Raw genomic sequence first — 25,857 nt, 5'->3', positions numbered from 1 at the left:
TCGGCTGAGCTCGACGAGCCGGCACCCTTCTTGCTGGTCGAGTAGCCCGGAGGGCGTATCGAGACCCACCGTCGTCCGGAGGGTGGATCTCGATGCGCCCGCTCCGCGGGCTACTCGATCAGCAGGGGACGTCAGCCGGCGGCGGTGAAGCGCAGCAGGATGGTGCGGGCCTCCGGGCGCAGCTGGAAGTCGGGCCAGACGTCCGGGCCGCAGGCGCGCGAGCCGAGGCCGTGCTGGGCGGCGTCGATCGTGAGCACCGAGCGGGTGGACGCGGGCAGCTCGTGCGGGTGGCCTGCGGCCGTCAGCTCGTGCGCGGTGTGGCGCGCGAGCGTGAAGCCGGGGAGCCGGCCGTGCAGGTCGGCTGCCGCCTCGATGCGCAGACGAGCGGACCCGCCCTCGCTGAGGACGAGCTCGCGGACGGCGCTGCGGTGACCGTTCTCCTGCGGGCGTGCGTACTCCGTCTTCAGCTCGTCGATGCCGGCCGAGAAGCGGCCGACCCTGGTCGCGCGCATGCTGTCGGGATACGACTCCCGCGGTCCGGTGCCGAACCACTCCGCGCCGTCGACCGACGCCGGGAGGTCGAGCCGGATGCCCAGCCGCGGCCAGACCGAGCCCCAGCCGCGGGTCGGCACCAGATCGACCCGGAGGACGACCGCGTCGCCGTCGAGGCTCCAGTGCTCCTCCACGAGGAGCGCCGCGTCGAGATCGGCGGCGGACCAGCGGGTGCGCCGGCGGACCCCCGACGAGGTGTCGACCGACTCGACCCGGCCCACCAGCCGGTCCAGTCCCGCCTCGCGCCAGCGCGACGCGGAGGACGGCGCGGGCACGCCGTTGCCGTTGCCGGCGCGCGGGTCACCTTCCGTGTACCCGGGGAAGCCGTCGCCCTCGTCGTTGTCGGTCGGGGCGCGCCAGAGCTCGGCGCGGGGTCCGTCGACCGCCAGCCCGGCCAGCGCGGTGAGCCGGCCGTTCCGGAAGCTCGCGAACCCCAGAGCACCCTCGACGGAGGCGCCGCCGCGGGGCGAGCGGGCCCAAGCGGGGATCGGTGCGAGCGCGGAGAGACGGCGCTGACCGGTGGAGATCACGTGCCCCTCCTCGGCCCAGACGGTGCTCGACGCGAGCGCCGCGTCGACGGTCAGCCACGCCTCGCCGCCGGTCGGCACGTCGAAGGTGGGCAGCGCCAGGCGCGCGGAGTCGCCGGCCGCGATCGCGGGAGCGTCGAGCACGCCCTCCGCGGTGACCCTGCCGTCGAGCTCCACCCGCCACGCGAAGCGCAGGTCGGCGGTCGAGGCGTCGTGCCGGCGGTTCTCGACCAGCACGGCGTCCGCCTCGACCGTGACGCGCACCGGCGCCACGATCTGCTTCCACTCGAACAGCCCCGGACTCGGCGTGCCGTCGGAGAGGACCATGCCGTCCATCACGAAGTTGCCGTCGTGCACGACCTCGCCGAAGTCGCCGCCGTAGGCGTAGTACTCGACGCCCTCGGGAGTGCGGGCGCGCAGACCGTGGTCGCGCCACTCCCAGACGAAGCCGCCGTGCAGCCGCGGGTAGCGGTCGACGAGGTCCTCGTACTGGTCGATCGCTCCGGGGCCGTTGCCCATCGCGTGCACGTACTCGCAGAGCAGGAACGGCTTCGAGCGCTGGCGCGCCGACTCGCCGGCCGAGCAGCCGAGCAGCGGCGTGCGCGAGTCGTCGCGGCCGATCTGCTCGGTCTCGGGGATCGACGAGTACATCCGCGAGTAGACGTCGGTATAGGCGCCGGTGTAGTCGCCCTCGTAGTGCACGGGGCGCTCGGGGTCGCGGCCGTGCACCCAGGACGACATGGCGGCGAGGTTCGCGCCGGTGCCGGCCTCGTTGCCGAGCGACCAGATCACGATGCTCGGGTGGTTCTTGTCGCGCTCGACGGTGCGCTCGATCCGGTCGAGGTACGCCTCGCGCCAGGCCGGGTCGTCGCTGGGGTTGCCCTTCCAGCCGTAGCGCTCGAAGCCGTGGGTCTCGAGGTCGCACTCGAGGATCACCCAGAAGCCGAGCTCGTCGGCGAGGTCGAGCAGGCGCGGGTGCGGCGGGTAGTGGCTGGTGCGAATCGCGTTGACGTTGAACCGCTTCATCATCGCGAGGTCCGCGCGGGCGAAGTCCTCGTCGAAGGCGCGGCCGCGGTCGGGGTGCGTCTCGTGGCGGTTGACGCCGTGGAAGACGACGCGCTCGCCGTTGACCAGGAAGCGGTCGCCGCGGATCTCGACGGTGCGGAAGCCCAGGCGGAGCGAGACCGTCTCGCCCGAGGAGGCGACCTCGGCGTCGTAGAGGCGGGGTGCCTCCGCCGACCACGGCTCGACGGCCGGCACCTCGATCGGAGCGACCTCCACGGCGCTCGCCCAGACCGTCTCGATGCCGAGCTCGGGGACGCGGAGGGTGACCGGGAAGGCCGCGTCTTCCGCCGTCAGCTCGGTCTCGATCCGGCCCGCGCCGGCGGCGAAGGAGGCGCGCACGAAGACGTCCTCGACGCCGCCGACCGGGCGGGCGATCAGGTGGACCGAGCGGAAGATCCCCGGCAGCCACCACTGGTCCTGGTCCTCGACGTAGCTCGCGGCGGACCACTGGTGCACGCGGACGACGACGAGGTTCTCGCCGGGCCGCACCGCCTCGGTGACGTCGAACTCCTGCGCGAGCCGGCTGCCCGAGCCGATGCCGATCTCGACGCCGTTGACCCAGACGCGGTAGCGCGACTCGACGCCGTCGAAGCGGAGCACGACCGCCTCGGCGCCGGCGAAGGACTCCGGCAGCTCGAAGCTGCGGCGGTGGTCGCCGGTCGGGTTCTCGTCCGGGACGAACGGCGGCTCGGTCGGGAAGGGGAACTGCACGTTCGTGTAGGCGGGGAGTCCGTAGCGCCCGTCGCCCTGGAGGACCCAGTGCGACGGGACGGGCAGCACGTCCCAGCCGGAGTCGTCGAAGGACTCCGCCCCGACGTCGTCCACCCCCTCGCCCTCGGGCAGCGCATCGGCGCCGCCGGGCGTGCCCGGTGCGGCGGGGAGCAGGCGGAAGCGCCAGTCCCCGTCGAGCGAGAGCGTCGGTGCGTCGGTGTGCAGCCACGAGCGGGCGGCGCGGCGGCGGCCGGAGCCGGGGCCGGTGTCGGCGAGGTAGTGGGGGGACGTCGGGGCGAGGGTCACTTGACGGATCCTTCGGTCAGGCCGCCGCGCCAGAAGCGCTGCAGCACGATCATGGCGATGGCGAGCGGGATGATCGACAGCAGGACGCCGCCGGTCGTGAGCTCGTAGAACTCGGGCAGCCGGTCCACCTGGCTGAGCCAGTTGTTCAGGCCGAGGGTGATCGGGAAGAGCTCGGTGTCCGAGAGCATCACGAGCGGGAGGAAATAGTTGTTCCAGATCCCGACCAGCTGGAAGAGGAACACGGTGACCAGCGCCGGGGTGAGGATCCGCAGCCCGAGGGTGTGGAAGATCCGCAGCTCGCTCGCGCCGTCGATCCTGGCGGCCTCGATGATCGCGGTGTCGACCGTCGCCTGCGCGTAGATCCGGCAGAGGAACAGGCCGAACGGCGAGACCAGCGAGGGGATCAGCACGCTCCAGTAGGTGTTCGCGATGCCCATCTGGCTGAAGAGCAGGAACAGCGGGAGCGCGGTGGCGGTCCCGGGGACGAGGACGCCCGCGAGGATCGTGCCGAAGACGAGCTTGCTGCCCTTGAACTCGTACTTCGCCAGCGCGTAGCCGCCCGCGGCCGCGAGGTAGGTCGCGAGCAGCGCACCGACGCCGGCGTAGAGGACGGAGTTGAGGAACCAGCGGACGAAGATGCCGCCGTCGTAGGTCAGCACCTGGCCCAGGTTGTCCCAGAGCGCGAAGGTCGGCGCGAACCAGAAGCCGTAGGTGGCGAAGAGGTCGCCGGTGGTCTTCGTCGCGGCGACGACGACCCAGTAGACCGGGATCAGGAAGTAGATCGCGACGACGACGAGGATCGCGGTGACGATGATCGTCGAGGCGCGGTTGCGTCCGGCCGAGCGGTCGGGGCCGCGGCCGGCCTTCGCGGGCCGTTCTGCGGTGACGATGCCGGTGGTCGTGGGCGCATCGGCGGTGGCGCGCTCCGTCGTGCTCATGAGGACTTCCTGTTCGAGATCGAGAGGAACGTGAAGGAGAGGGCGAACGCGACGAGCGCGATCAGCACGGCCTGCGCGGCGGCGACGTTGTAGTCGTTGTAGGCGAAGGCGGTGGTGTACGCGCTGAGGTTCGGCGTGTACTGGCTGTCGATCGCGGGTGCGACCGTCTTCAGCACCTGCGCCTCGGCGAACAGCTGGAGCGTGCCGATGATCGAGAAGATCGTCGTGAGCACGAGGGCCGGGCGGATCAGCGGGAGCTGGATGCTCCGCGCGACCCGCCAGGTGGAGGCCCCGTCGACCTTCGCGGCCTCGTAGAGCTCGACCGGGATCGACTTCAGCTGAGCGACGATGATCAGCATGTTGTAGCCGGTGTAGCTCCAGAGCGAGATGTTCGCGATCGACCAGAGCACCGAGTTCGCGCCGAGGAAGTCGGGGTCGAGGCCGACCACGTTCGCCGCGTCGATGATCGGGCTGAGCCCGGGCACGTAGAGGAAGGACCACAGGATCGTGGCGATGACGCCCGGGACGCCGTAGGGCAGGAAGTACGCGGCGCGGAAGAAGCCGGGGAAGCGCGCGGAGGCGGACTCGAGCATCAGCGCGAGCACCGTGCACAGCGCGATCATGATCGGCACCTGCACGATGCCGAAGAGGAACATCCGGCCGATCGAGGCGATGAAGTTGCCGTCGGCGAGGGCCTGCGCGTAGTTGTCGAAGCCGGCGAAGCCGCTGGTCACGCCCGCCTCGCCGAAGAGGCCCGAGCGGGTCACCTTCGTGAAGCTCGAGCCGATGGCGACGACGATCGGGATGATGAAGGTGAGGACGAAGAGCGCCAGGAACGGCGCCAGCAGGATCCACGGGGCGCGGGTGACGGAGCGGCTCCGCTTCGAGGCGCCGGGCGCCTTCGAGGTGGCGGCGACCGCGGCGGCGGCGGGGGAGGTCGTGGTGGTCATGCGGAGGCCTTCCTGATGCTGAGGCCCTTGTTCTGGAAGACCGTGATGATCTGCTGCTCCGCCTGCGCGACGGCGTCGACGAGGGAGAGCCCGGACGCCTTCTTGCGGAAGCCGTCGCTGAGGATGTTGAACGACTGCTGCGTGACCGGCCACCAGGACCAGTCCGGGTTCTGCTCCGTCGCGGCGGGGACGAAGACGTCCTCGTTGTAGTTCTGACCGCTGAAGAACTCGCTCGGGCCCTTCCGAACCGAGCCGATCTCGCCGACCGCCGGGGACCAGCCGATACCGCTGTTGGCGATCATCGCGTCGATGCCCTCCTGCGTGGTGGTCATCCAGACGGCGAACTCGAGCGCCTCCTTCGGGTGCTTGCTGTTCGCGAAGACCGCGGCCGTCGAGCCGCCGAGGAAGCTCGAGCCGTAGCCCGTGCCCTCCCAGACCGGCATCGGCGCCGCACGCCACTTGCCCGCGCCGCCGCTGACGCCCTCGATGAGGGCGTCGCCCCAGCTCGCGGTCGTGCAGGAGGCGATCCCGCCGTTCGCGGCGGCCGCGAACCAGGCGGGGGAGTAGGCGCCGTAGCCGACCTCGACCAGGTCCTGGTCGATCGCGGAGTCGAAGAAGGAGGCGACCTTCGTGGTGGCCTCGTCGGTCATGTCGATGACCCAGCCGTCCTCCTCCGCCTTCAGCCACTGCGCGCCGGCCTGCGTCGCGAAGGCGGCGAAGACGGAGGCGTCGGCGAGCGGGAAGCAGTCGATGTAGGAGTCGACGCCGCGCAGCTCGGTCGCGACCGCGGCCCAGTCGTCCCAGGTGGTGGGCGTCTCGGCGCCGACGCTGTCGAAGATCTCCGGCTGGTAGAACAGCGCCATCGGGCCGCTGTCCTGCGGGATCCCGTAGACGCCGCCGGTGTAGCTGACCTGGCCCCAGAGGGTCGGGTCGTAGCGGTCGGCGTAGTCCTCGGCGCCGTAGCGGTTGAGGTCGACGAGGCCGTTCACGAGCAGGAACTCGGGGAGCGAGCGCATCTCGACCTGGCCGAGGTCGGGCCCGCCGCCGGCCGCGAGGGCCGAGTAGAGCTTCTGATAGCCGCCGGCGTTGCCGCCGGGGATCCAGACCGCGTCGACCTGGACCTCGGGGTGCGAGGCGTTCCAGACGTCGCAGACCTTCTGCAGGTCCTTGAGCCAGGCCCAGTACTGGAGCCGGATCGGCCCGTCGGCCGCCGGGATCGCCGCGCCGGCGTTGACCGAGACGGTGCCGGGCGTGGAGCAGGCGGTGAGGCCGCCGAGTGCCGCGGTGCCGAGGCCCGCGGCGAGCAGCTGTCGCCGGGTGAACGGATGCATGTGTCCCTCACTTCATCGTGGTGGAGTCCGGGACCAGTCCGCCCGGCTGATCCGGACGCTATCACAATTTCGAGTGCGTACTCGAAATTGGCGGACGGCACCGCTCGGTCGCTCCGAGCGCGCGCTACGCTGGGCGATCGACCGGCTGCGCAGCCGGCACTTCGAGGGCGAGGAGCGGCTGATGGCGGAGGCGGGCACCACCCGGAGCGCGCGCCGCGGCCCCTACGCGAAGTCGGCCGAGCGGCGGCGCGCGATCATCGAGGCGGCGCACGCGGTCTTCGCCGCCCGCGGCTACGCCCGCGGCTCGCTGCAGGACGTCGCCGACCGGGTCGGGCTCAGCCAGACGAGCCTGCTGCACTACTTCCCGTCGAAGACCGATCTGCTCCTGGCCGTGCTGCAGCATCGCGACCGGATCACCGGCGACGGCTCGACGCCCGTCGATCCCGAGGAGGGGCTCGTCGAGGGCATCGTCCGCCAGACCCGCTACAACGAGACGGCGCCCGGGGTGATCGAGCTCTACGCGGTGCTCTGCGGCGAGTCGACGACCGACGAGCACCCGGGTCGCGACTTCTTCGCGTCGCGCTTCCAGCGGCTGCGCGCGGACTACGCCGGCCAGCTCCGGGAGCTGCGCGCCGCGGGCCGGCTGCGCGAGGGCGCGGATCCGGACCGGGTGGCCGCCTCGATCATCGCGCTCTGGGACGGCATCCAGCTGCAGTGGCTGCTGGAGAACGACGCGGTCGACATGGTGGCCTGCCTGACCGACTACCTCGACCTGATGATCCTGCCCGCGCCGTAGGCTCCGGGCATGACTCTCACCCAAGGCTCCGGCTGGCTCTGGTTCGCTCTCGCGATCGTCACGGCCGGGCTCGCCGAGCAGAAGGGCCGCTCGCGCTGGCGCTGGTTCGTGCTCGGGCTGCTGCTCGGCCCGATCGCGACGGCGCTCGTCGTGCTCTGGGCGCGACCGGAGGCCGGGGTGGCGACCGACGTGCGCTGGAACTTCGCGATCGGCGCCGGCGTCGCCGCGGTGGCGCTCGCGCTCGTCGCGGTCACGTCGGCGCTCTGGCTGCTGCTCGTCCCCGCGGCGGTCGCGGCGCTCGTCGCCGGGCTGCTCGCCTGGCTGAGCCGCCGCGTCCCGTACGAGCGCCTGCCCCGCTGACGAGCGGATCTCGATACGCCCGCTCTGCGGGCTACTCGATCAGCATGAAACGGACGCATGCGCACCTTTTTGCTGGTCGAGTAGCCGCGCAGCGGCGTATCGAGACCCGCCGTCGTTCGGTGGGTGGATCTCGATACGCCCTCTGCGAGGGCTACTCGATCAGCATGGGGCGAGGCGCCGGCGCCTACGGCAGCAGGCGCGTCGGGCCGCGGAAGAGGTAGGTGACCTCGCGCAGGTTGGCCTGGCCGAGCATCAGCATGATCACGCGGGAGAGGCCCATGCCGAAGCCGCCGTGCGGCGGGACGCCGTAGCGGAAGAAGTCGAGGTAGAACTCGAGCTCCTCCGGCTCCAGGCCCTTCTCGCGCGCCTGCTCGACGAGGACGTCGACGCGGTGCTCGCGCTGCGCACCGGTGGAGATCTCGACGCCGTTGTAGATGAGGTCGTAGCTGTTGGTGATCGTTCCGTCGCCCTCGCGGCGCATGTGGTAGAACGGCCGGATGCTCGAGGCGTAGTCGGTCAGGAAGACGAAGTCGTGGCCGAACTCCTCCTGCACGAAGGCCGCGATGCGGCGCTCGCCCTCGGGGTCCATGTCGTCGTCGGCGCGGGGCACCTCGTAGCCGCGCTCGGCGACGATCCGCTTGGCCTCGGCGAGCGGGATGCGCGGGAACGGCGTGGTCGGCACGCGCAGGTCGATGTCGAAGAGCGCCTTGATCGCCTCGCCGTGCTTCTCGACGACCGCGGTGAGGCCGGCGACGATGAGCTGCTCGTGCAGCTCCATCACGTCCTCGTGCGAGTCGATCCAGGAGACCTCGGCGTCGACGCTGGTGAACTCGGTCGCGTGCCGCGAGGTGAAGCTCGGGTCGGCGCGGAACGCGGGCCCGACCTCGAAGACCTTGCCGAAGCCGGCCGGCTGTGCCATCTGCTTGAAGAACTGCGGGCTCTGGGCGAGGTACGCCTTGGTCTCGAAGTACTCGACCTCGAAGAGCTCGGCGCGCGACTCGGAGGCGCTCGCCATCAGCTTCGGGGTGTGGATCTCGATGAAGTCGTGCTCGATCCAGTACGTGCGCAGCGCGTGCTCGAACGTGGTCTGCACCCGGGCGATGAGGTTCTGCTCGGGGCGGCGCAGGTCGAGGAAGCGCCAGTCCATCCGCTTGTCGATGCCGGAGTCCGCCGCGATCGGCGCCTCGGGGATCGACGCGCTGACGATCTCGAGCGACTCGAGCTTGACCTCGAGGCCGCCGAGCTTGACGCGCTCGTCGTGCTTGAGCTGGCCGGTGACGCTCACGAACGAGCCCTGCGCGAGCCCGGAGATCGCCTCGGTGATCGCGAGCTTCGCGGCGGAGGCGTCGTCGCCCTCGACGGCCTCGCGCACGGCCGGGTTCACCAGCTGCACGGCGCCGGACTCGTCGCGGAGGACGACGAACTGCACCTTCTTCTGATCGCGCACGGTCTCGACCCAGCCGGCGACGCGCACCGGCCCGTCCTCGAGCGCGGCGAGCTTGCTGACGGTGGTTCGGGGGAGGCGGGTCTCGTCGGTCACGGTAGGGGAGTCTACCCGCGGGGTCCGCTGAGGGGTCAGCGCAGCACGCCCAGGCGGCGGGCCGCCGAGACGGCGGCGGTGCGGGAGGCGACGCCGAGCTTCGCGAACACGTGCGCGAGGTGCGACTTGACGGTGGTCTCGGTCACGAACAGCCGGGCGGCGACCTCGGTGTTGCTGAGGCCCTGGGCGACGAGGGCGAGCACCTCGGTCTCGCGGGCGCTGAGCCGCGGCGCGGGGGAGCGGAGCCGCTCGAACAGCCGCGCGGCGACGGCGGGGGCGAGCGCGCTCTCGCCGGCGGCGGCCGCGCGGATCGCCGCGAGCAGCTCCTCCGGCGGCGCGTCCTTGAGCAGGTAGCCGCTCGCGCCGGCCTCCACCGCGCCCAGGATGTCCGCGTCGGTGTCGTAGGTCGTCAGGACGAGGACGGAGGGCGGCTCGGCGGAGGAGCGCAGCGCCCGCGTCGCGTCGACGCCGGTCTCGCGGTCGGCGCCGAAGCGCAGGTCCATCAGCACCACGTCCGGGTGCAGGCGGGCGGCGGCGCTGATCGCCTCCGCGGGGGAGCCGGCCTCGCCGACCACGGTCAGCCCGTCCTCCGCGCCGATCAGCGCGCGCAGCCCCGCGCGGACGATGGGGTGGTCGTCGACGAGGAGGACGCGGATCACGCGGCGCCTCCCGCGGGGAGCTCGGCGCGGACCGTCGTCCCGGCCGGCGAGGAGTCGACGTCCAGCCGCCCGCCGAGCTGCTCGGCCCGCTCGCGCATCGCCCGCAGGCCGAAGGAGTCCTGCCGCGCCGAGGGGGTGTCCGCCTCGGGATCGAAGCCGGCCCCGTCGTCCGCGATCTCGAGGCGGGCGGTGCGACCGTCGCTGCGGAGCGTCAGCGCGACCGTGCTCGCTCCCGAGTGCTGCAGCGCGTTCGCGACCGCGCCCTGCGCGAGCCGGAGCAGCGCCGTCTGCGTCTGCATCGGCAGCGCGCGGCCGTCCTCGGCGTCGACCGTCACGACGACTCCCGAGCGCTCCCAGTGCGTGGCGGCCAGTCGCCGCAGCGCTCCGTCGATGCTCTCGCTGTCGAGGGCGGGCGGGGCGAGCTCGCGGATGAAGCGCCGGGTCTCGTCCAGATCGGCCGCCGCCGTCTCCCGGGCGAGGCGGACGTGCTCGATCCCCGGCCGCCCCGGGTCCGCGCGCTCGGCCGCGTGCAGCAGCATCTGGATGCTGGAGAGGCCCTGCGCGACGGTGTCGTGGATCTCGCGGGCCAGCCGCGAGCGCTCCTCGGCGACGGCGGCTGCGCGCTCGCTCGCGCCGAGCCGGTCGCGGGTGGCGAGCAGCTCGGCGAGCAGCTCCTCCCGCTCCCGGGCCTCACGGGCCAGCGCCCGCGCAGCGAGACCGATCAGGATCGCGATCCCGGCGGCGATCACCGGGCCGACGACCCCGCCGATGCTCCACCGGCCGTCCCAGCCGAGGGCCGCGACGGCGATGCCGGTGAGGCCGAGCACCGCGGCGACCGACGCCCGCGGGGGCAGCACGTGCATCGCCAGGAAGAAGAGCGGGAACGCGAGGTAGGCGGCGTCGGACTCGAGCAGCACGAGCGCGGCCCAGGCGAGGGTCACTCCCGCGAGCCACAGCAGCCCGCGGCGCCGCGAGCGGGCCGTCCAGCGCGGCCCGGCGAGGTACGCGCCGAGCAGGAGGAGGCAGAGCAGGAGCACCGCCGGAGCCCGCGGGCCGGGCTCGACGAGCGTGCGCACGGCGACGAGGGCGAGCAGGCCGCCGACCAGGAGGTGCAGTCCCGCGCGCAGTCCCGTCAGGACGGGGGCGAGCGGAGTGTGCGGCACGGGGGAACGCTACGCACCGCGGGGCTGCCTGTCATCGTGCGAAAGGAGGAGGCGGCCGTCCCTCGAAGAGCGGGCGGCGCCCCCGGTCGACCGCACGATGCGCCGGATCCGCGCCGCTTCCAGGCTGGAGGGGCCGCCGATCCCCGCGGCATCGACTCCCTGGAGGTCCCCGTGTTCGTCGCCTGGCGCGAGCTGCGTTCCGCACGCGGCCGATTCCTGCTCATCGGCGCGGTGGTCGCGCTGCTCACCCTCCTGGTCGGGTTCCTCTCCGGCCTGACCGGCGGTCTGGCCCTGCAGAACGTCTCGGCGGTGCTCGGCGTCCCCGCCGACCGCCTCGTCTTCTCGGCCGGCGACGACGCACCCTCGTTCGCCGACTCCTCGGTCACCGCGCAGCAGGAGGCGGAGTGGGCGGCGCTGCCGGGCGTCGCGTCCGTCGAGCCGCTCGGCGTGCTGCAGGCCCGGGCGGAGGCGGGCGGAGCGCGCGTCGCGGTCGCCGTCCTCGGCGTCGACGCGGCGCTCGGGGCTCCCGCCGACCCGGGCGGCATCGCCCTCTCGGCCCCGGCGGCGAGAGCGCTCGGCGTCGGAGTCGGCGACACCGTGAGCCTCGCGGGCACCTCCGCCGTCGTCTCCTCGATCGGCGGCGACGACTGGTACAGCCACACCCCCGTCGTCCGCCTCCCGCTCGCCGCCTGGCGGGCGCTCGCGGCCTCGCTCGGCACACCGGCCGACGCGACCGTCCTCGCGGTGCGCGGCTCGCCGGACTGGGCAGCGGGGGAGGCGGCGACCGGCACGGTCTCGCGCGCTCCGCTCGCCGCGCTCACCGCGATCGGGTCGTTCCGGTCCGAGATCGGCTCGCTGCTGCTGATGGTCGCGATGCTCTTCGGGATCGCCGCGCTGGTCGTCGGCGCGTTCTTCACGGTCTGGACGATGCAGCGCTCCGGCGACATCGCCGTGCTGAAGGCCCTCGGAGCGTCGACGCGCTCGCTGCTCCGGGACTCCCTCGGCCAGGCCCTCGTCGTGCTGATCGCCGGGACGGGCGCGGGGCTGCTCGCCGTGGTCGGGCTCGGGAGCCTGGCCGGCTCCGCCCTGCCCTTCCTGCTCAGTCCCGTGACCACGCTGGCCCCGGCCGCCCTGATGATCGCGCTGGGACTGCTCGGCGCCGCCGCGGCCCTGCGCGCCGTCGTCTCCACCGACCCCCTCACCGCACTCGGGAGCGCACGATGATCGAACTGCACGACGCCACCCTCACCTTCGACGACGGCGGCTCGCGCCTCACCGCCGTCGACCGGGCGAGCCTCGACTGCCGGCCCGGGACCACGACCGGGCTGACCGGTCCGAGCGGCTCCGGCAAGTCCAGCCTGCTCGCCCTGGCGGCGACGCTGATCCGCCCGGACTCCGGCCGCGTGCTGATCGACGGTGACGACGTGTCGCGCCTGTCCCGGGCGGGGGCGGCGCGGCTGCGCCGCTCCCGGATCGGCATCGTCTTCCAGCAGGCCAACCTGCTGCCGGCGCTGACGGCCCGCGAGCAGCTGCTGGTGATGGACCGGCTCGGCGACCGGCGGCGCTCCTCGGCGTCGGCGCGGGCGGACGAGCTGCTCACGGAGGTCGGTCTCGCGGACCGCGCCCACGCCCGCCCGGCGCAGCTCTCGGGCGGTCAGCGGCAGAGGGTGAACATCGCCCGCGCGCTGATGAACGCGCCGTCGGTGCTGCTGGTGGACGAGCCGACGAGCGACCTGGACACCGAGCGCGGCGCGGCGATCATCGACCTGATCGTCCGCCTCACCCGGGAGCGCGGCACGGCGACGCTCCTCGTGACGCACGAGGAGGCGCACCTCCCGCGGCTCGACCGCGTGGCGACGATGCGGGACGGCCGGCTGTCGGCCGGCGAGCCGAGCGCCGCGGTGCCGGCCGGTCGGCGGTCCGCGGCGCGGTAGCGTCGCCCGCATGAGCACCGCACTGATCACCGGAGCGTCCACGGGCATCGGCGCCGCGTTCGCGCGCGCCTTCGCCCGCCGGGGGTTCGACCTCGTCCTCGTCGCCCGCGACCGGGGCCGGCTCGAGGAGGCGGCCGCCGCCTTCCGCGCGCTCGGTGCCCCGCGCGTCGAGGTGCTGCCCGCCGACCTCTCCGACCGCGACGACGTCGAGCGGGTGCGCGTCCGGCTCGTCGACCCCGAGCGGCCCGTCCGGGTGCTGGTCAACAACGCCGGCTTCGGGATCGACGGCAGCTTCGCCGAGCCCGACGTCGCGGCGCAGGACGAGGCGTTCGAGGTGATGGTCCGCTCCGTGTCCGTGCTCTCGGGCGCCGCCGCGCAGGCGATGGTCGGCCGCGGGCGCGGGGCGATCCTCACCGTGTCGAGCGTCGCCGGCTTCGTGCACCTCGGGCCGTACTCGGCGATCAAGGCCTGGGCGACGGCCTTCACCCAGTCGCTGGCGGTGGAGCTGCGCGGCAGCGGCGTGCGGGCCGCCGCGCTCTGCCCGGGCTGGGTGCGCACCGAGTTCCACGAGCGCGCGGCGATGGACACCGCCTCGATCCCCTCCTTCCTCTGGCTGGACGCGGACGCGGTGGTCGAGGAGTTCCTGCGCGACGTGGCGCGCGGCTCGGTCGTCTCGATCCCCTCCTGGCGGTTCGGCGTGCCGATCAGCGTGGTGCGCCACCTGCCCGGCTCCCTGGTCCGCCGGCTCTCCGCGGCGGTGAGCGCGCGGCGCTGACCGCCCGCCGCAGCCGGGCACGGCAGAGGTGCGGATCAGCCGTCCCTATTCCCGGCGTTCCTCCACGCGGCGTTCCGTACACTTGACGCTCGTGGTTGCCGATCAGATCCATCTCGTGCGGCACGGCGAGGTCTTCAACCCCGACCGGGTCCTCTACGGGCGACTCCCGCACTTCCGGCTCTCGGACCTGGGCAACCGGATGGCGCGCGCCGCCGCCGACGACCTCCTCGAGCGCCGCCGCCCCGTCACGGCGCTCTTCGCCTCGCCGTTGCAGCGCACCCAGGAGTCGGCCCAGCCGATCTCGCAGGCCTTCGAGCTCGAGATCGTCACCGACGAGCGCCTGATCGAGCCGACCAACCGCTTCGAGGGCAAGCGCGTCGCCGCCCGCAACTCGGCGCTCAAGGACCCGCGCAGCTGGCCTCTGCTCCGCAACCCCTTCGAGCCCAGCTGGGGCGAGCCCTACCTCTCCATCTCGGCGCGGATGTACGCGGCGCTCGAGTCCGCCTGGCAGGGCACGGCCTCCGGCGACGCCGCGCTCGTCAGCCACCAGCTGCCGATCTGGACCACCCACCGCGCGATCGCGGGGGAGAAGCTCTTCCACGATCCGCGCAAGCGCCGCTGCGCGCTGTCGAGCATCACCACCTTCGAGCGCCGGGGCGACCGCTTCGTCGAGGTCGGCTACTCCGACCCGGCGGCCGGCCTCCAGGGCCTCGCGACCGACGTCGGGGCCGTCTGATGCGCCGCACCCGCGCGCTCGGCGTGCTCGTGCTCGTCGGCGCCCTCGCGCTGAGCGGCTGCACCCGCGACAAGCTCGCCGAGGACTACCGGCAGGGCACGAACAACGGCTTCATCTCGGGCGACGGCACGATCAAGGAGGTCCCCGTCGACCAGCGGGGCGAGGCGATCGAGTTCACCGGCACCGACGAGGACGGCGCGACCATCGACTCGGCGGATCTCGCCGGTCGCGTCGTGGTGGTCAACTTCTGGTACGCCAGCTGCGCTCCCTGCCGTGCCGAGGCGGCCGATCTCGAGACGGTCAACACCGAGTTCGCCGACCAGGACGTCTCGTTCGTCGGCGTGAACGTGCGCGACCAGGCGCCGACGGCTGCCGCGTTCTCCGCGAACTACGGACTCACCTACCCCTCGATCGTCGACACCGACTCCTCGGTGCAGCTCGCCTTCACCGGCGAGGTGCCGCCGAACGCGGTGCCCACCACGATCGTCCTCGACAAGGAGGGCCGGGTCGCCTCGCGCATCCTCGGCCAGCTGCAGGAGGCGTCGATCCTCTCGACGCTCGTGGGCGACACGCTCGCGGAGTCGGAGTAGCGCGGTGAGCGAGGTCGTCATCAGCGGCCAGCTCCTCCTCGCGGTGCCGATCGCGCTGCTGGCCGGGCTGGTCTCGTTCGCGTCGCCCTGCGTGCTCCCGCTCGTGCCGGGATACCTCGCCTACGTCGGCGGCTTCACCGACGCCGGCGAGCGCGCCGCACGGGGCCGCCGCCGGGTCGTGCTCGGCGTGCTGCTGTTCGTGCTCGGCTTCTCACTGGTCTTCGTGCTCTTCGGCGTCGCCGCCGGCTCGATCGGCTTCTGGCTGCGCGCCTACGCCGACGTCATCACCCGCGTGCTCGGCGTCTTCGTCATCGCGATGGGGCTGGTCTTCATCGGCCAGCTCTCCTTCCTGCAGCGCACCGTCCGGCCCGGCTTCCGCCCGGCGACCGGGCTGATCGGGGCCCCGCTGCTCGGCATCGTCTTCGGCGTCGGCTGGACCCCCTGCCTCGGCCCGACGCTGACCTCGATCCTCGCCCTGAGCTACGGCGCCGGCTCGCCGTGGCGCGGCGCGCTGCTGACGGTCGTCTACTGCCTCGGCCTCGGCATCCCCTTCCTCCTGGTGGCGTTCGGCTTCAGCTGGGTGACCACCACCCTCGCGTTCGTGAAGCGTCACATCCGCGTCATCAACATCGCCGGCGGCGTCGCCCTCGTCCTGATCGGAGTCCTGATGGTCACGGGCCTGTGGAACACCCTCGTCTACGGAGCACTCTTCGAGGTGATCAATGGCTTCCAGCCCGCGCTCTGAGCCCGACTCGAGCACCGAGTCCGACTCGGGCACCGACGCCTCGGCAGGCGCCGACGCGACCCAGCAGAAGGCGGACGCGTCCTTCCGCCCCGCCGACCACTTCGACTCCGACGGCTCGATCACGCAGCCGACCCTCGGCTTCACCGGCTGGGTCCGCTGGATGTGGCGCCAGCTCACCAGCATGCGCACCGCGCTGTTCCTGCTGCTGCTGCTCGCGATCGCGGCGGTGCCGGGCTCGCTCGTGCCGCAGCGCTCCTCCGACCCCAACGGCGTCACCCAGTACTTCGTCGACAACCCGGACCTCGCGCCGCTGCTCGACAAGGTCCAGGCCTTCGACACCTACACCTCGGCGTGGTTCTCGAGCATCTACCTGCTGCTGTTCGTCTCGCTGATCGGCTGCATCATCCCGCGGACGAAGCACCACTTCGAGGCGATGCGCTCGCGGCCGCCGCGCACCCCCGCCCGCCTGCAGCGCCTCGCCGGCTACACCGTCCGCGAGGTCGAGGGCGCGAGCGAGGAGGAGGCCGTCGCCTCCGCGCAGGCCGTCCTGCGCCGGGCGGGCTACCGCACCGAGCGCCACGACGACCCGCGCGGCCGCTGGTCGAGCGTCTCCGCCGAGCGCGGCTACCTCCGCGAGACCGGCAACCTCGTCTTCCACTCCGCCCTGGTCGGCATCCTCGTCGCCGTGGGCATCGGCGGCGGCTTCGGCTACAGCGGCCAGCGCGTGCTGGTCGAGGGCTCGCAGGGCTTCGCGAACAACCTGGCCGGCTACGACTCGTTCAACCCGGGGCGCTTCTTCGACAGCGGGCAGCTCGATCCGTACCAGCTGACCCTCGACTCGCTCGACGTGCAGTACGAGGAGCGGAACCAGCAGGCGCTCGGCCAGCCGGTCGACTTCACCGCGCACGTGACGACCACCCAGCGCGGCGGCGACTCCTCCGACGAGACGATCAAGGTCAACGACCCGCTCGCGATCGGCGGCACCAACGTCTATCTGCTCGGCAACGGCTATGCGCCGACGATCACGGTGCGCGACCCCTCGGGGACGGCGATCTTCACCGACTCCGTGCCGTTCCTGCCGCAGGACGCGAACCTCACCTCAGTGGGCGTCGTCAAGGTGACCGACGGCCTCGCCGAGCAGGTGGGGCTCACCGGCTTCTTCTACCCGACGCAGGACGAGCTGCCCTCAGGAGCATCGACCTCGATCTTCCCGGACCTGCAGTACCCGGTGCTCTCGCTCAACGTGTTCGAGGGCGACCTCGGCCTCGACGGCGGCGTCCCGACCTCGGTCTACGTGCTGAACACCGACTCGCTCACCCGCCTCACCGGCGGGCAGACCGGCGTGCCGTCGATCACGCTCAAGCCGGGCGACTCCGCCGAGCTGCCGAACGGCCTCGGCACGGTGACCTTCGACAACGTCGGAGCGGACACCTCCGTCGTCGGGACGGACAGCGTCAAGCGCTTCGCCTCGTTCGACATCCACCACGACGCGACCCAGGGCTGGGTGCTGCTCTTCGCGATCCTCGTGCTCGCGGGACTGCTCACCTCGCTGTTCGTGCCGCGGCGCCGGGTGTGGGTGAAGGCGACGAGCGGGGCGGACGGCGGGCTGACGCTCGAGTACGCCGGGCTCGCCCGCGGCGAGGACCCGCAGCTGACGCGCGCGGTCCGGACGATCGCGGACCGGCACGCGCCGCTCGACCAGCCCTGAGGCGGGCCGGCGCTGACGCCGTCGGCCCTGATGCCGGTCGGCCCTGACGGCGGCCGGCACCGGACTCCTCAGGGGTCGCGGTCAAGTGATCCAACCTGTGCATGTGTGCAGGGGCGCCTCACGGCGCCGTCGCTTACCCTGGAGGGGTGATCGAGACCCTCTCGCAGTACTCCGTGCTGTGCCTCTACTCCGCCATGGGCATCTACGCCCTGGCCTTCATCTTCTTCGCCATCGACCTGGCCCGGCGCTCGTCGGTCGCCGACGGCGACTCGATCGAGGTCGTCCGCGAGGCCGAGCGGGTCGCCTCCAGCGCCGCCGCCGACCGCGCGGCGAGCGGCAAGGCCACCGTCGCCACCGGAGCAGCCTCCGCCAGCGGCAACGGACGCACCGCGACGCTCTCCCGCCTCGGCAGCCGCGTCGAGGACGAGGTGTACAACGCACCGTCCCGCTCGAAGGCGATGCGGATCGGCTTCTCGCTCACGCTCCTCGCCTTCGTCCTGCACCTCGGCGCGACCGTGCTCCGCGGCATCGCCGCCGGCCGGGTGCCGTGGGCGAACATGTACGAGTTCTCGATCACCGGGACCGTCCTCATCATCGGCGTCTTCCTCGCCGTGCAGCTGCGCTGGGACCTCCGCTTCCTCGGGGCGTTCATCACCGGCCTCGTGCTGGTCCTCCTCGGCGTAGCGACCGTCAACTACTACGTCGACGTCGTCCCGCTGCCGCCGGCACTGCAGTCCTACTGGCTCGTCATCCACGTGCTCGTCGCGATCCTCGGCACCGCCTTCTTCGCGCTCGGCTTCGCGCTCTCCGTCACCCAGCTGCTCCAGTCGCGGAGGGAGACCAGCGGCGAGAGCGCCCCCTCGGTCCTCCGCTTCCTGCGCACCCTGCCCAGCTCGCTGACGCTCGAGAACCTCGCCTACCGCGTCACGATCATCGGCTTCATCCTCTGGACCTTCACCCTCATCGCCGGCGCCGTCTGGGCCGAGAAGGCGTGGGGCCGCTATTGGGGCTGGGACACCAAGGAGGTCTGGACCTTCATCATCTGGACCATCTACGCCGGCTACATCCACGCCCGCGCCACCCGCGGATGGCGCGGCACCCCCTCCGCCTGGCTCGCGATCATCGGCTTCTCCGCCGTCATGTTCAACTTCGGCGTCGTCAACGTCTTCTTCAAGGGGCTCCACGCCTACTCCGGCCTCGACACCGGCATGTGATCTGCGGGCGCTGGTGGGCGCGCTCGCGGCGTTGTCGTCGGGGTCCGTAGCTCCCGCTACGCACCCCTCCTCCGCCTTGCGATCACACCCACCAGCACCCGCAGATCGGTACTGACGGGGGTGGGGCCGTCGCTGCGCGACGAGCCTCATGAGCACAGCCGTCGCTGCGCGACGAGCACTCGGGAGCAGGGCCGTCGCTGCGCGACGAGCCTTCTGAGCACAGCCGTCGCTGCGCGACGAGCTCCTCCTGGGGACGGCAGCGCCGTTCGCAGAACGGTCGGCGCAATCATGCTGGTCGAGTAGCCCCGCAGGGGCGTATCGAGACCCACCGTTCTCAGCAGGGTGGTCTGCCGACTCGCGTGCTGGCGTCGGTGGATCTCGATACGCCCGCTGCGCGGGCTACTCGATCAGCATGAGGGGCGCGGTCCGCAGGGCCGCGGGGCGGCCTCACCCTTTTGAAGATCGCGGGGCGGCCTCACCCTTTTGCTGGTCGAGTAGCCCCGCAGGGGCGGATCGAGACCCACCGTGCCAGGAGGCTGCATCTGCAGACTCGACCTCGGGCACTGGTGGATCTCGAGACGCGCGCGGTGCGCGCTACTCGATCAGCATGGGGTGCGCAGGCGGTCAGGCGCCCGTGATCACGTCGATGAGGTGGGGCGCGAACGGCTCCGCCAGCGCGAGGACGAAGCGGGTGCGGGCGCCCTCGGGGTGCACGTCGCGGTAGAGGCCGCGGAGGTCCGGGAGGGTCTGGCCGCGGCCGGGACCGAAGGAGGTGTCGACCTCGACGGGGACGCGCGGAGCGGAGGTGAGCTCCAGGGCGCCGACGGCGATCGCCGCGGCCATCGGGTCGTGCAGCGCGGCGGTCCGGTCGCCGAAGTGGCCGACGTAGAAGTCGAAGTAGTAGTCCAGCGCGTGCCCGATCGCGGACGCCAGCGGATCCGCGGAGCGGATCAGGACGTCGCGCTGCTCCTCGTCGAGCAGGTGCTTCATCGTCACGTCCAGCGGGACGAGCGTGAGGTCCCAGTCCGCGGCGACGACCTCGGCGGCCGCGGCCGGGTCGTGCCAGATGTTCGCCTCCGCCACCGCGGTCACATTGCCCGGCGCGAGGCCGGCGCCGCCCATCACGGTGACCGAGTGCAGCAGCGACGGCAGCTCCGGGTGCTTGCGCAGTGCGAGCGCCAGGTTCGTCAGCGGCCCGATCGCGACCAGCCGCAGCTCGCCCCCGTGCTCGCGGGCGAGGCGGAGCAGCAGGTCCGCGGGGTCCTCGTCGACCGGCTCCGCGCCGACGGGCAGCAGCACGCCGCCGATGCCGTTCTCGCCGTGCACGTGCGGGGACCCGCCGGAGTAGGGCTCCTCGAGGAAGTCGTGCGCGCCGATCGCGACCGGGACGTCGGTCCGGCCGGCGAGGGCGAGCAGGCCGAGGCTGTTCACGGCGGCCTGGCGGGCGTCGGTGTTGCCGCTGACGGTGCTGATGCCGACCAGCTCGGCGAGCGGCGAGCGCAGCAGGTAGGCCAGGGCGAGCGAGTCGTCGATGCCGGTGTCGCAGTCGAGGAAGACGGGGACGGTGGGTGCGGTCACGGGACTCCGATGCTCGAAGGGGGAGGGGTGCGGCGGGCATCGGCGGCCGGAGCAGATCCATTCTGGCCCTCCGGCGGCGCCGCCCCGACCGCGGGTAGCCTGAACCGGTGCCCGCCGTCCGGCCGGTGCCCGAGACGAGGAGGGGCCCGTGCCGCGTCCGTCCCTCGTCGCGACCGTCGCCGACGCGCTGCTCGACGAGATCGTCGCCGGCCGCATCCCGATCGGCTCCGAGCTGCCGAGTGAGGGCGAGCTGGCCCTCGCGCACGACGTGAGCCGGGCGACCATGCGCGAGGCGCTCGGCCGCCTCCAGGGTCTCAACGTCATCGACGCGCGCCGGGGCAAGCGCGGCACGGTGAACCCGGTCGCGCGCTGGAGCGACCTGGAGCCGATCCTGCGGGCGACCGCCTCGGGCGTGGACTCCGCCGCGGCGTCGCTGCACCTGATCGAGGTGCGCGAGATGATCGAGACCGGCGCCTCGGCACTCGCCGCGGTCCGCCGCTCCGACGCCGACCTCGCACGGCTGGAGGAGGAGCTCGGGCGGATGACCGCCGCGCACGAGAGCGGCGACCTCGCGGGCTTCGTCGCCGCCGACATCGCCTTCCACGACGTGATCCTCGCCGCGACCGGCAACGTCTTCGTCGCCGCCGTCTTCGCGCCGCTCGCCAAGGTGATGCGGGCGAAGCGCGAGCAGACCTCCGCGCTGGTGCAGATCCAGCGGAACGCCCTGGTCAAGCACCGCGCGGTGCTCGAGGCGATCCGGGCCGCGGACGCGGACGCCTCCCGCGCGGCGATGGCCGACCACATCGCGCAGACGGCCGAGGACCTGCGGCGCTACGTGTTCTCCGGCGACGACTCCTCCGGTCCCGACACCGACTCCACGAGGGCGGCCCGCGCGTAGCCGAGTGCGGCGACGACGAGCGGCCGCCAGCGCTCCAGCGCCGCGGTGTCGGGAGACTCGCGCGGCACGCTCACCCACTCGCGGAGGGTCCGCCTGCCCATCACGACCGGGTCGACGTCGCCGCGCTCGACCAGCTCGAACGTGTCCGGCCGCGTCAGCTTGACGATCAGCCGGTCGTCCGCGCCGAGGAAGCAGACGATCCGCCCGCGGTGCCGGATCGCGGGGGAGCCGAACATCGTAGCGAGGTCGACGTCGTCGAGCGCGGCGTGCTCGATGAGGTCCTCGAGCAGCTGCCGCCGGGTGGTGAGGGGGCTCGTCATGCCCGGAGGCTACTCGCGCAGGCACGCCCACTGCACGGCGATCATGCTGGTCGAGTAGCCCCGGAGGGGCGTATCGAGACCAGTCGTCGCTGAGAGGCGGGTCTTCGGACCGGCCTGTTGGCGGTGGTGGATCTCGATACGCCCGCTGCGCGGGCTACTCGATCAGCATGGGTGGGCGCGCTGCAGAGGCCGCTCAACCTGCTGCCGTGCACCCTTCCCCCGAGAGGCGGACTACTTGTAAGATATCTGATACCCCAGGACGAAGGAGTACCGGTGATCTCGGAGACGACGCTGCTGCAGCAGTACCCCGCGCAGGTGCCGGTCGAGGCCGCCGCCGTCGCCGCCACGCGAACGGAGCGCACGCCGGTGCTGGTCGTGCTGGACGACGACCCGACCGGCACGCAGTCCGTCGCCGATCTGCCGGTGCTGACCAGCTGGGCGGAGGAGGACCTCCGCTGGGCGCTCGCCACCGGCGCACCGGCCGTCTACGTCCTCAGCAACACCCGGAGCCTCGCGCCCGAGGACGCCGCCGAGCGCAACCGGGAGATCGTCGCGAGCGCGCTCGCCGCCGCCCGCGCCCTCGACGTCCCGGTCGCCTTCGTCAGTCGCGGCGACTCCACGCTGCGCGGCCACTTCCCGCTCGAGACCGACACCATCACGGACGCCCTCGACCGCGCGGTCGACGCCGTCCTCCTGGTCCCCGCCTTCCCGGATGCCGGCCGGGTGACGATCGGCGGCGTCCACTACATGCGCGGCACGGACGGGCTCCAGCCGGTCGCCGAGACCGAGTTCGCCCGCGACTCGACCTTCGGCTACGCGCACTCCGACCTGCGCGAGTGGGTGGCGGAGAAGACGGAGGGCCGCTGGCCGGCCGACCGGGTCGTCGCGCTCGGTCTCGACACGATCCGCGCGGGCGCCGACGCGATCGCGGCCGTGCTGGCTCCGCTCCGCGGCGGCGTGCCGGTGGTCGTCGACGCCGTCACCGAGGACGACCTCCGGCTGCTGGCCCTCGGGCTCGCGCAGGCGGAGGAGGCGGGCCTCCGCGTGCTCTACCGGGTCGGCCCGCCGTTCGTCCGGGCGCGCATCGGCCAGGCGGTGCGCCCACCGCTCACCGCGGACGAGGTCTTCCCGAGCGGGTCCGACGCGGCCGATCGGACCCGCGGCGGCCTCGTCGTCGTCGGCTCGCACGTCGGCCTCACCTCGCGGCAGCTCGAGCGTCTCGCGGCGACCGGATCGCTCCGCGCGACCCTCGAGCTCGACGTCGACCGCGCCGTCGACCCCGAGCGGGCGCCCGCGCACCTCGCCGAGCTCGTCGAGCAGGCGGTCGCCGCCCTCGCGGACGGCGACGTCGCCGTGCACACCAGCCGCTCGCTCCGCCGCACCGACGACCCGCAGGAGAGCCTCGACCTCTCCCGGCGTGTCTCGGCCGCGGTCGTCGCCGTGGTGCAGGGCGTCCTCGCCCGCGTCCGCCCGCGCTTCGTCATCGCGAAGGGCGGCATCACCTCGAGCGACGTCGCCTCGAAGGGCCTCGGCATCCGCCGCGCGATCGTGCGGGGCCCGATGCTGCCCGGCCTGGTCTCGCTCTGGGAGCCGGTCGAGGGGCCGGCCGCAGGCATCCCCTACATCGTCTTCGCCGGCAACGTCGGCGACGACGAGTCGCTGGCGCAGGTCGCCGCGACGCTCCGCGCTCCCGCGCTCTGACCGCGCACCCTCATCCGCCCGATCCCCTGGAGGACCCCGTGACCACGCCCGACACCACCCCCGCCTCCGCCTCGGACTACACCGTCGCCGTCCTCGGCCTCGGCGCCATGGGCCTGCCGATGGCGACCCGCCTGGCCGGCTCGCTGACCGTGCACGGCTTCGACGTCGCCGAGCCGCGCCTCGCGCTGGCCCGCGAGGCCGGCATCACCCCCTTCGGCTCGGCCCGCGAGGCGGTGGCCGGCGCCGACGCGACGCTGCTCGCCGTCCGCAACGGCGCCCAGCTGCGCGAGGTGCTCTTCGGCGGCGCCGACTCCGAGGGGATCGCGACCGCGCTGCGCGCCGGCTCCGTCGTGATCATGACCAGCACGGTCGGCATCACCGAGGTGACCGAGGTCGCGACAGCACTCGCCGAGCACGGGGTCGACCTGGTCGACGCCCCGCTCAGCGGCGGACCGGTGCGCGCGGGGGAGGGCGACCTCCTGATCGTCGTCGGCGCGACCCCTGCCGCGCGCGAGCAGGCGCGCCCCGTGCTGGATCTGCTCGCCTCGACCCTCAGCGTCATCGGCGACCGCCCGGGGGACGGCCAGGCCTTCAAGACCGTCAACCAGCTGCTCTGCGGCGTGCACATCGCCGCCGGGGCGGAGGCGCTCGCGCTGGCCGCGAAGCTCGGCCTCGACCCGGCGGCCACGCTCAAGACGCTCTCCGCCGGGGCCGCCGGCTCGTTCATGCTCGGCAACCGCGGGCCGCGGATGCTGCAGGCCGGCGACGAGGGCGGGGCCGAGGTGCTGAGCCGGCTCGACATCTTCGTCAAGGACCTCGGCATCGTCACCACGGCCGCGCGCGGCGCGGGTCTCGCCACCCCGGTCGCCGCGGCGGCCGAGCAGCTCTTCCTGCTCGGTGCGGCTCAGGGACTCGCGGCGGCGGACGACTCGGCGATCATCTCGGTGCTCGCGCCGCCCGCCTGATCGGGCCCGGAGCGCCTCAGCCTCAGCGGCTCAGAGCAGCGCCCACGTCTCGCGGAGGCGGTCGCGCCACCAGGCCAGCCGCTCCGGCGAGACCGCGTGGCGCAGCAGCAGCGCCTCCGACACCTCGACCCGCTCGACCGGGATCGCGCCGTCGACGGGCCGCAGCGGCCGCTCGGTCACGTCGGCGGCGAGCAGCGAGGCCGTGCCGAGCCCGCAGTCGTAGGGCAGCTCGGGCAGCGCCGCGGCGAGCGCCGCTCCCATCGCCAGCCCGACCGAGCTGTCGAGGGCGCTGGAGACCACCGCGGGCAGCCCCGCCTCGGCGACGATGTCGAGAGCCCGCCGTACCCCGCCGAGCGGCTGGGCCTTGACCACGAGCAGGTCGGCGGCACCGGCGCGCGCGACGGCGAGCGGATCCGCGGCCTTGCGCACGCTCTCGTCGGCGGCGACGGGGATGCCCATCCACTTCACCCGGCGGCGCAGATCGGCGAGCTCGTCGACGCTCGCGCACGGCTGCTCGACGTACTCGAGGTCGGCGGAGGCGAGCGCGTGCACCGCGTGCTCCGCCTCGTCGACGTTCCAGCCGCCGTTCGCATCCACGCGAATGCGCCCCTCCGGACCGAGCACCCGGCGCACCTCGGCGACCCGCGCCACGTCGTCGGCCAGGGTCTGCCCGCGCTCCGCGACCTTCACCTTGGCGGTGCGGCAGCCGTGGTAGCTCGCGAGGATCGCGGCGACCTCGCCGGCGTCCACCGCGGGCACGGTCGCGTTCACCGGGATGCGGTCGCGCAGCGGCGCGGGCTGCTCGTTCCAGCCGTAGTCGAGGGCGGCGCGCAGCCAGGCGGCCGACTCCGCGGGCCCGTACTCGAGGAACGGCGAGAACTCGGTCCAGCCCTCCGGGCCGCGGACCAGGGCGATCTCGCGGTGGTCGACTCCGCGGAAGCGCGTTCGCAACGGCAGCGCGACGACGCGGAGTCCGGCGTCGACCTCCTCGAGGGTGGGAAGGGAGGCGAGAGGGAGGGGGGCGGGCACGACATCGTCCATCCCGCCATCATCCTCCGCCGGGGGAGCGGGCCGGGACGGGCGGCGCTCAGCCCGCGTCGTCGAAGACCGCGGGCAGTCCGCCCTCGCCGCCCGCGCTGCTGAGCACGTGGCCGGTCGCGGCGTCGATGGTCAGCACGAGGTGGTCGAGCGTCAGCTCGATCACGCCGAAGGGCGCCGGGATCTCGCCGGTGTAGCCGACGAGCCAGAGCTCGTCGTCGGGGGAGAGGCCGGGAGGTGCGGCGACCTGCTGGCCGGACGCCTGCAGCGAGCCGCTCTCGCCGTAGACGGAGTCGGCGCTGACGCGGACGGCGCGCTCGCTGCCCGCGTCGACGCCGGGACCCTCGAGCGGGCGCACCACGGCGATGGCGGCCTCCGCGGAGTCGATCGGCGTGCCCGCCGGAGCGGGCAGTGCGTCGGCGGCCGGCGTGCTCCAGATCTCGACCCCCTCGGCGATCGGCACTCCCGCGGACGTCTCGGCACTCGGACCTGACCCGGTCGCGGCGCCCGCCTGCGGAGTCGTCTCCTCGACGGCGACCGTCTGCACCGTGGCCTCCGCCTCCCGAGCGCCTCCCGCTCCCGCGACCGACGCCAGCGCCGTCATCGCTCCCACGGCGATCACGCCGACCACCACTCCGAAGCCCGCTTCGATCCGGTTCACGACGCCTCCCACCGCGGTCGGTCGTCTCCGGCGCGCGGGGCCAGAGTGGCACACCGAGCGCCGCCTGCCCAGGGGGTCTCGGAGCGCGGGCGGGCC

At 73.1% G+C, this 25,857-nt stretch carries 24 protein-coding genes; 13 read left to right on the top strand and 11 right to left on the bottom strand.

Annotation, left to right across the window (positions count from 1 at the left end; all coding sequences use genetic code 11):
• Window positions 1–131: 131 nt before the first annotated feature.
• From MT353_RS06325 to MT353_RS06310, 4 genes are read right to left on the bottom strand one after another with little or no spacing between them, the layout of a single operon-like run.
• The gene (locus tag MT353_RS06325; protein WP_243623879.1) at window positions 132–3,161 is read right to left on the bottom strand and encodes a glycoside hydrolase family 2 TIM barrel-domain containing protein; all 3,030 of its coding nucleotides are present in this window, start codon (window positions 3,159–3,161) and stop codon (window positions 132–134) included.
• The gene (locus tag MT353_RS06320) at window positions 3,158–4,099 is read right to left on the bottom strand and encodes a carbohydrate ABC transporter permease (protein ID WP_123705362.1); all 942 of its coding nucleotides are present in this window, start codon (window positions 4,097–4,099) and stop codon (window positions 3,158–3,160) included. The genes MT353_RS06325 and MT353_RS06320 overlap by 4 nt, the downstream gene beginning before the upstream one ends.
• Window positions 4,096–5,049, bottom strand: coding sequence for a carbohydrate ABC transporter permease (locus MT353_RS06315; RefSeq protein ID WP_123732826.1), 954 nt, complete (start codon window positions 5,047–5,049; stop codon window positions 4,096–4,098). Before MT353_RS06315 ends, MT353_RS06320 begins: the two co-directional genes overlap by 4 nt.
• The gene (locus MT353_RS06310) at window positions 5,046–6,380 is read right to left on the bottom strand and encodes an ABC transporter substrate-binding protein (protein WP_243598296.1); all 1,335 of its coding nucleotides are present in this window, start codon (window positions 6,378–6,380) and stop codon (window positions 5,046–5,048) included. Before MT353_RS06310 ends, MT353_RS06315 begins: the two co-directional genes overlap by 4 nt.
• Before the next feature lie 73 nt (window positions 6,381–6,453).
• On the opposite strand from MT353_RS06310, the gene MT353_RS06305 reads away from it, so the two are divergent.
• Both MT353_RS06305 and MT353_RS06300 read left to right on the top strand, forming a co-directional pair.
• Window positions 6,454–7,176: a TetR/AcrR family transcriptional regulator gene (locus MT353_RS06305; protein ID WP_243623878.1), complete on the top strand. Its 723-nt coding sequence runs from the start codon at window positions 6,454–6,456 to the stop codon at window positions 7,174–7,176.
• A gap of 9 nt (window positions 7,177–7,185) precedes the next feature.
• The gene (locus tag MT353_RS06300; protein WP_123446611.1) at window positions 7,186–7,536 is read left to right on the top strand and encodes a hypothetical protein; all 351 of its coding nucleotides are present in this window, start codon (window positions 7,186–7,188) and stop codon (window positions 7,534–7,536) included.
• A gap of 184 nt (window positions 7,537–7,720) precedes the next feature.
• On the opposite strand, the gene aspS is transcribed toward MT353_RS06300, so the two are convergent.
• Genes aspS through MT353_RS06285 form a run of 3 tightly spaced genes read right to left on the bottom strand, consistent with a single transcriptional unit; the run spans window position 7,721 to window position 10,898 of the window.
• Window positions 7,721–9,076 (bottom strand): aspartate--tRNA(Asn) ligase, encoded by a 1,356-nt coding sequence (aspS, locus tag MT353_RS06295; protein ID WP_243623877.1) that lies wholly within the window; start codon window positions 9,074–9,076, stop codon window positions 7,721–7,723.
• A 35-nt stretch (window positions 9,077–9,111) separates the two neighbouring features.
• Entirely contained in the window at window positions 9,112–9,735 is a 624-nt protein-coding gene (locus MT353_RS06290; RefSeq protein WP_243598299.1) for a response regulator transcription factor, read from the bottom strand.
• Window positions 9,732–10,898, bottom strand: a complete 1,167-nt coding sequence (locus MT353_RS06285; RefSeq protein ID WP_243623876.1) for a sensor histidine kinase — start codon at window positions 10,896–10,898, stop codon at window positions 9,732–9,734. The genes MT353_RS06290 and MT353_RS06285 overlap by 4 nt, the downstream gene beginning before the upstream one ends.
• A gap of 171 nt (window positions 10,899–11,069) precedes the next feature.
• Here MT353_RS06285 and MT353_RS06280 point away from each other — a divergent pair, with 171 nt between their 5' ends.
• The 8 genes from MT353_RS06280 (at window position 11,070) to ccsB (ending at window position 18,600) form a co-directional block, all read left to right on the top strand.
• The gene (locus MT353_RS06280) at window positions 11,070–12,122 is read left to right on the top strand and encodes an ABC transporter permease (protein ID WP_243623875.1); all 1,053 of its coding nucleotides are present in this window, start codon (window positions 11,070–11,072) and stop codon (window positions 12,120–12,122) included.
• Window positions 12,119–12,832, top strand: a complete 714-nt coding sequence (locus MT353_RS06275; protein WP_243623874.1) for an ABC transporter ATP-binding protein — start codon at window positions 12,119–12,121, stop codon at window positions 12,830–12,832. Before MT353_RS06280 ends, MT353_RS06275 begins: the two co-directional genes overlap by 4 nt.
• Before the next feature lie 10 nt (window positions 12,833–12,842).
• Window positions 12,843–13,607 carry an SDR family oxidoreductase gene (locus MT353_RS06270; RefSeq protein ID WP_243623873.1) on the top strand — a complete coding sequence of 255 codons (765 nt, stop codon included), beginning with the start codon at window positions 12,843–12,845 and terminating at the stop codon, window positions 13,605–13,607.
• 91 nt (window positions 13,608–13,698) lie between these two features.
• Complete coding sequence (locus tag MT353_RS06265) at window positions 13,699–14,343, top strand: histidine phosphatase family protein (RefSeq protein WP_123446605.1); 645 nt, start codon at window positions 13,699–13,701, stop codon at window positions 14,341–14,343.
• Window positions 14,343–14,933, top strand: a complete 591-nt coding sequence (locus MT353_RS06260) for a TlpA family protein disulfide reductase (RefSeq protein ID WP_123736780.1) — start codon at window positions 14,343–14,345, stop codon at window positions 14,931–14,933. Before MT353_RS06265 ends, MT353_RS06260 begins: the two co-directional genes overlap by 1 nt.
• Window positions 14,934–14,937: 4 nt before the next feature.
• The gene (locus tag MT353_RS06255) at window positions 14,938–15,678 is read left to right on the top strand and encodes a cytochrome c biogenesis CcdA family protein (protein WP_132437525.1); all 741 of its coding nucleotides are present in this window, start codon (window positions 14,938–14,940) and stop codon (window positions 15,676–15,678) included.
• Window positions 15,656–17,386: a cytochrome c biogenesis protein ResB gene (locus tag MT353_RS06250; protein WP_243623872.1), complete on the top strand. Its 1,731-nt coding sequence runs from the start codon at window positions 15,656–15,658 to the stop codon at window positions 17,384–17,386. The genes MT353_RS06255 and MT353_RS06250 overlap by 23 nt, the downstream gene beginning before the upstream one ends.
• Window positions 17,387–17,532: 146 nt before the next feature.
• Window positions 17,533–18,600 carry a c-type cytochrome biogenesis protein CcsB gene (ccsB, locus tag MT353_RS06245; protein ID WP_374204688.1) on the top strand — a complete coding sequence of 356 codons (1,068 nt, stop codon included), beginning with the start codon at window positions 17,533–17,535 and terminating at the stop codon, window positions 18,598–18,600.
• Window positions 18,601–19,224: 624 nt separating this feature from the next.
• On the opposite strand, the gene MT353_RS06240 is transcribed toward ccsB, so the two are convergent.
• A complete protein-coding gene (locus tag MT353_RS06240) occupies window positions 19,225–20,178 on the bottom strand; it encodes a nucleoside hydrolase (RefSeq protein WP_243623871.1) in 954 nt (317 codons plus the stop codon).
• A 148-nt stretch (window positions 20,179–20,326) separates the two neighbouring features.
• Here MT353_RS06240 and MT353_RS06235 point away from each other — a divergent pair, with 148 nt between their 5' ends.
• Complete coding sequence (locus tag MT353_RS06235) at window positions 20,327–21,076, top strand: FadR/GntR family transcriptional regulator (protein WP_243623870.1); 750 nt, start codon at window positions 20,327–20,329, stop codon at window positions 21,074–21,076.
• Here the strand turns inward: MT353_RS06235 and MT353_RS06230 are convergent.
• A complete protein-coding gene (locus tag MT353_RS06230) occupies window positions 21,010–21,396 on the bottom strand; it encodes a hypothetical protein (protein ID WP_243623869.1) in 387 nt (128 codons plus the stop codon). The genes MT353_RS06235 and MT353_RS06230 overlap by 67 nt on opposite strands.
• A gap of 273 nt (window positions 21,397–21,669) precedes the next feature.
• On the opposite strand from MT353_RS06230, the gene MT353_RS06225 reads away from it, so the two are divergent.
• Window positions 21,670–23,097, top strand: coding sequence for a four-carbon acid sugar kinase family protein (locus tag MT353_RS06225; RefSeq protein WP_243623868.1), 1,428 nt, complete (start codon window positions 21,670–21,672; stop codon window positions 23,095–23,097).
• 38 nt (window positions 23,098–23,135) lie between these two features.
• The gene (locus tag MT353_RS06220) at window positions 23,136–24,062 is read left to right on the top strand and encodes an NAD(P)-dependent oxidoreductase (protein ID WP_308197474.1); all 927 of its coding nucleotides are present in this window, start codon (window positions 23,136–23,138) and stop codon (window positions 24,060–24,062) included.
• Between the two features lie 30 nt (window positions 24,063–24,092).
• Here MT353_RS06220 and MT353_RS06215 read toward each other — a convergent pair whose 3' ends face one another.
• On the bottom strand, window positions 24,093–25,103 hold the full coding sequence (locus MT353_RS06215; RefSeq protein ID WP_243598310.1) for an o-succinylbenzoate synthase: 1,011 nt from the start codon (window positions 25,101–25,103) through the stop codon (window positions 24,093–24,095).
• 46 nt (window positions 25,104–25,149) lie between these two features.
• Window positions 25,150–25,761 carry a hypothetical protein gene (locus tag MT353_RS06210; RefSeq protein ID WP_243615960.1) on the bottom strand — a complete coding sequence of 204 codons (612 nt, stop codon included), beginning with the start codon at window positions 25,759–25,761 and terminating at the stop codon, window positions 25,150–25,152.
• Window positions 25,762–25,857 lie beyond the last annotated feature (96 nt).

Origin of the sequence: Rathayibacter sp. VKM Ac-2927 (assembly GCF_022815525.1) — a bacterium.
GTDB lineage: Bacteria > Actinomycetota > Actinomycetes > Actinomycetales > Microbacteriaceae > Rathayibacter > Rathayibacter festucae.
Note: the sequence above shows the minus strand (reverse complement) of the source record. Positions and strands in the feature narration are given on the sequence as shown.

Coding starts and splice junctions, on each gene's coding strand:
- MT353_RS06320 (WP_123705362.1), bottom strand. CDS start 4,099: ATGAGCACGACGGAGCGCGCCACCGCCGATGCGCCCACGACCACCGGC.
- MT353_RS06270 (WP_243623873.1), top strand. CDS start 12,843: ATGAGCACCGCACTGATCACCGGAGCGTCCACGGGCATCGGCGCCGCG.
- MT353_RS06230 (WP_243623869.1), bottom strand. CDS start 21,396: ATGACGAGCCCCCTCACCACCCGGCGGCAGCTGCTCGAGGACCTCATC.
- MT353_RS06260 (WP_123736780.1), top strand. CDS start 14,343: ATGCGCCGCACCCGCGCGCTCGGCGTGCTCGTGCTCGTCGGCGCCCTC.
- MT353_RS06300 (WP_123446611.1), top strand. CDS start 7,186: ATGACTCTCACCCAAGGCTCCGGCTGGCTCTGGTTCGCTCTCGCGATC.
- MT353_RS06315 (WP_123732826.1), bottom strand. CDS start 5,049: ATGACCACCACGACCTCCCCCGCCGCCGCCGCGGTCGCCGCCACCTCG.
- MT353_RS06250 (WP_243623872.1), top strand. CDS start 15,656: ATGGCTTCCAGCCCGCGCTCTGAGCCCGACTCGAGCACCGAGTCCGAC.
- MT353_RS06310 (WP_243598296.1), bottom strand. CDS start 6,380: ATGCATCCGTTCACCCGGCGACAGCTGCTCGCCGCGGGCCTCGGCACC.
- MT353_RS06275 (WP_243623874.1), top strand. CDS start 12,119: ATGATCGAACTGCACGACGCCACCCTCACCTTCGACGACGGCGGCTCG.
- MT353_RS06215 (WP_243598310.1), bottom strand. CDS start 25,103: ATGGACGATGTCGTGCCCGCCCCCCTCCCTCTCGCCTCCCTTCCCACC.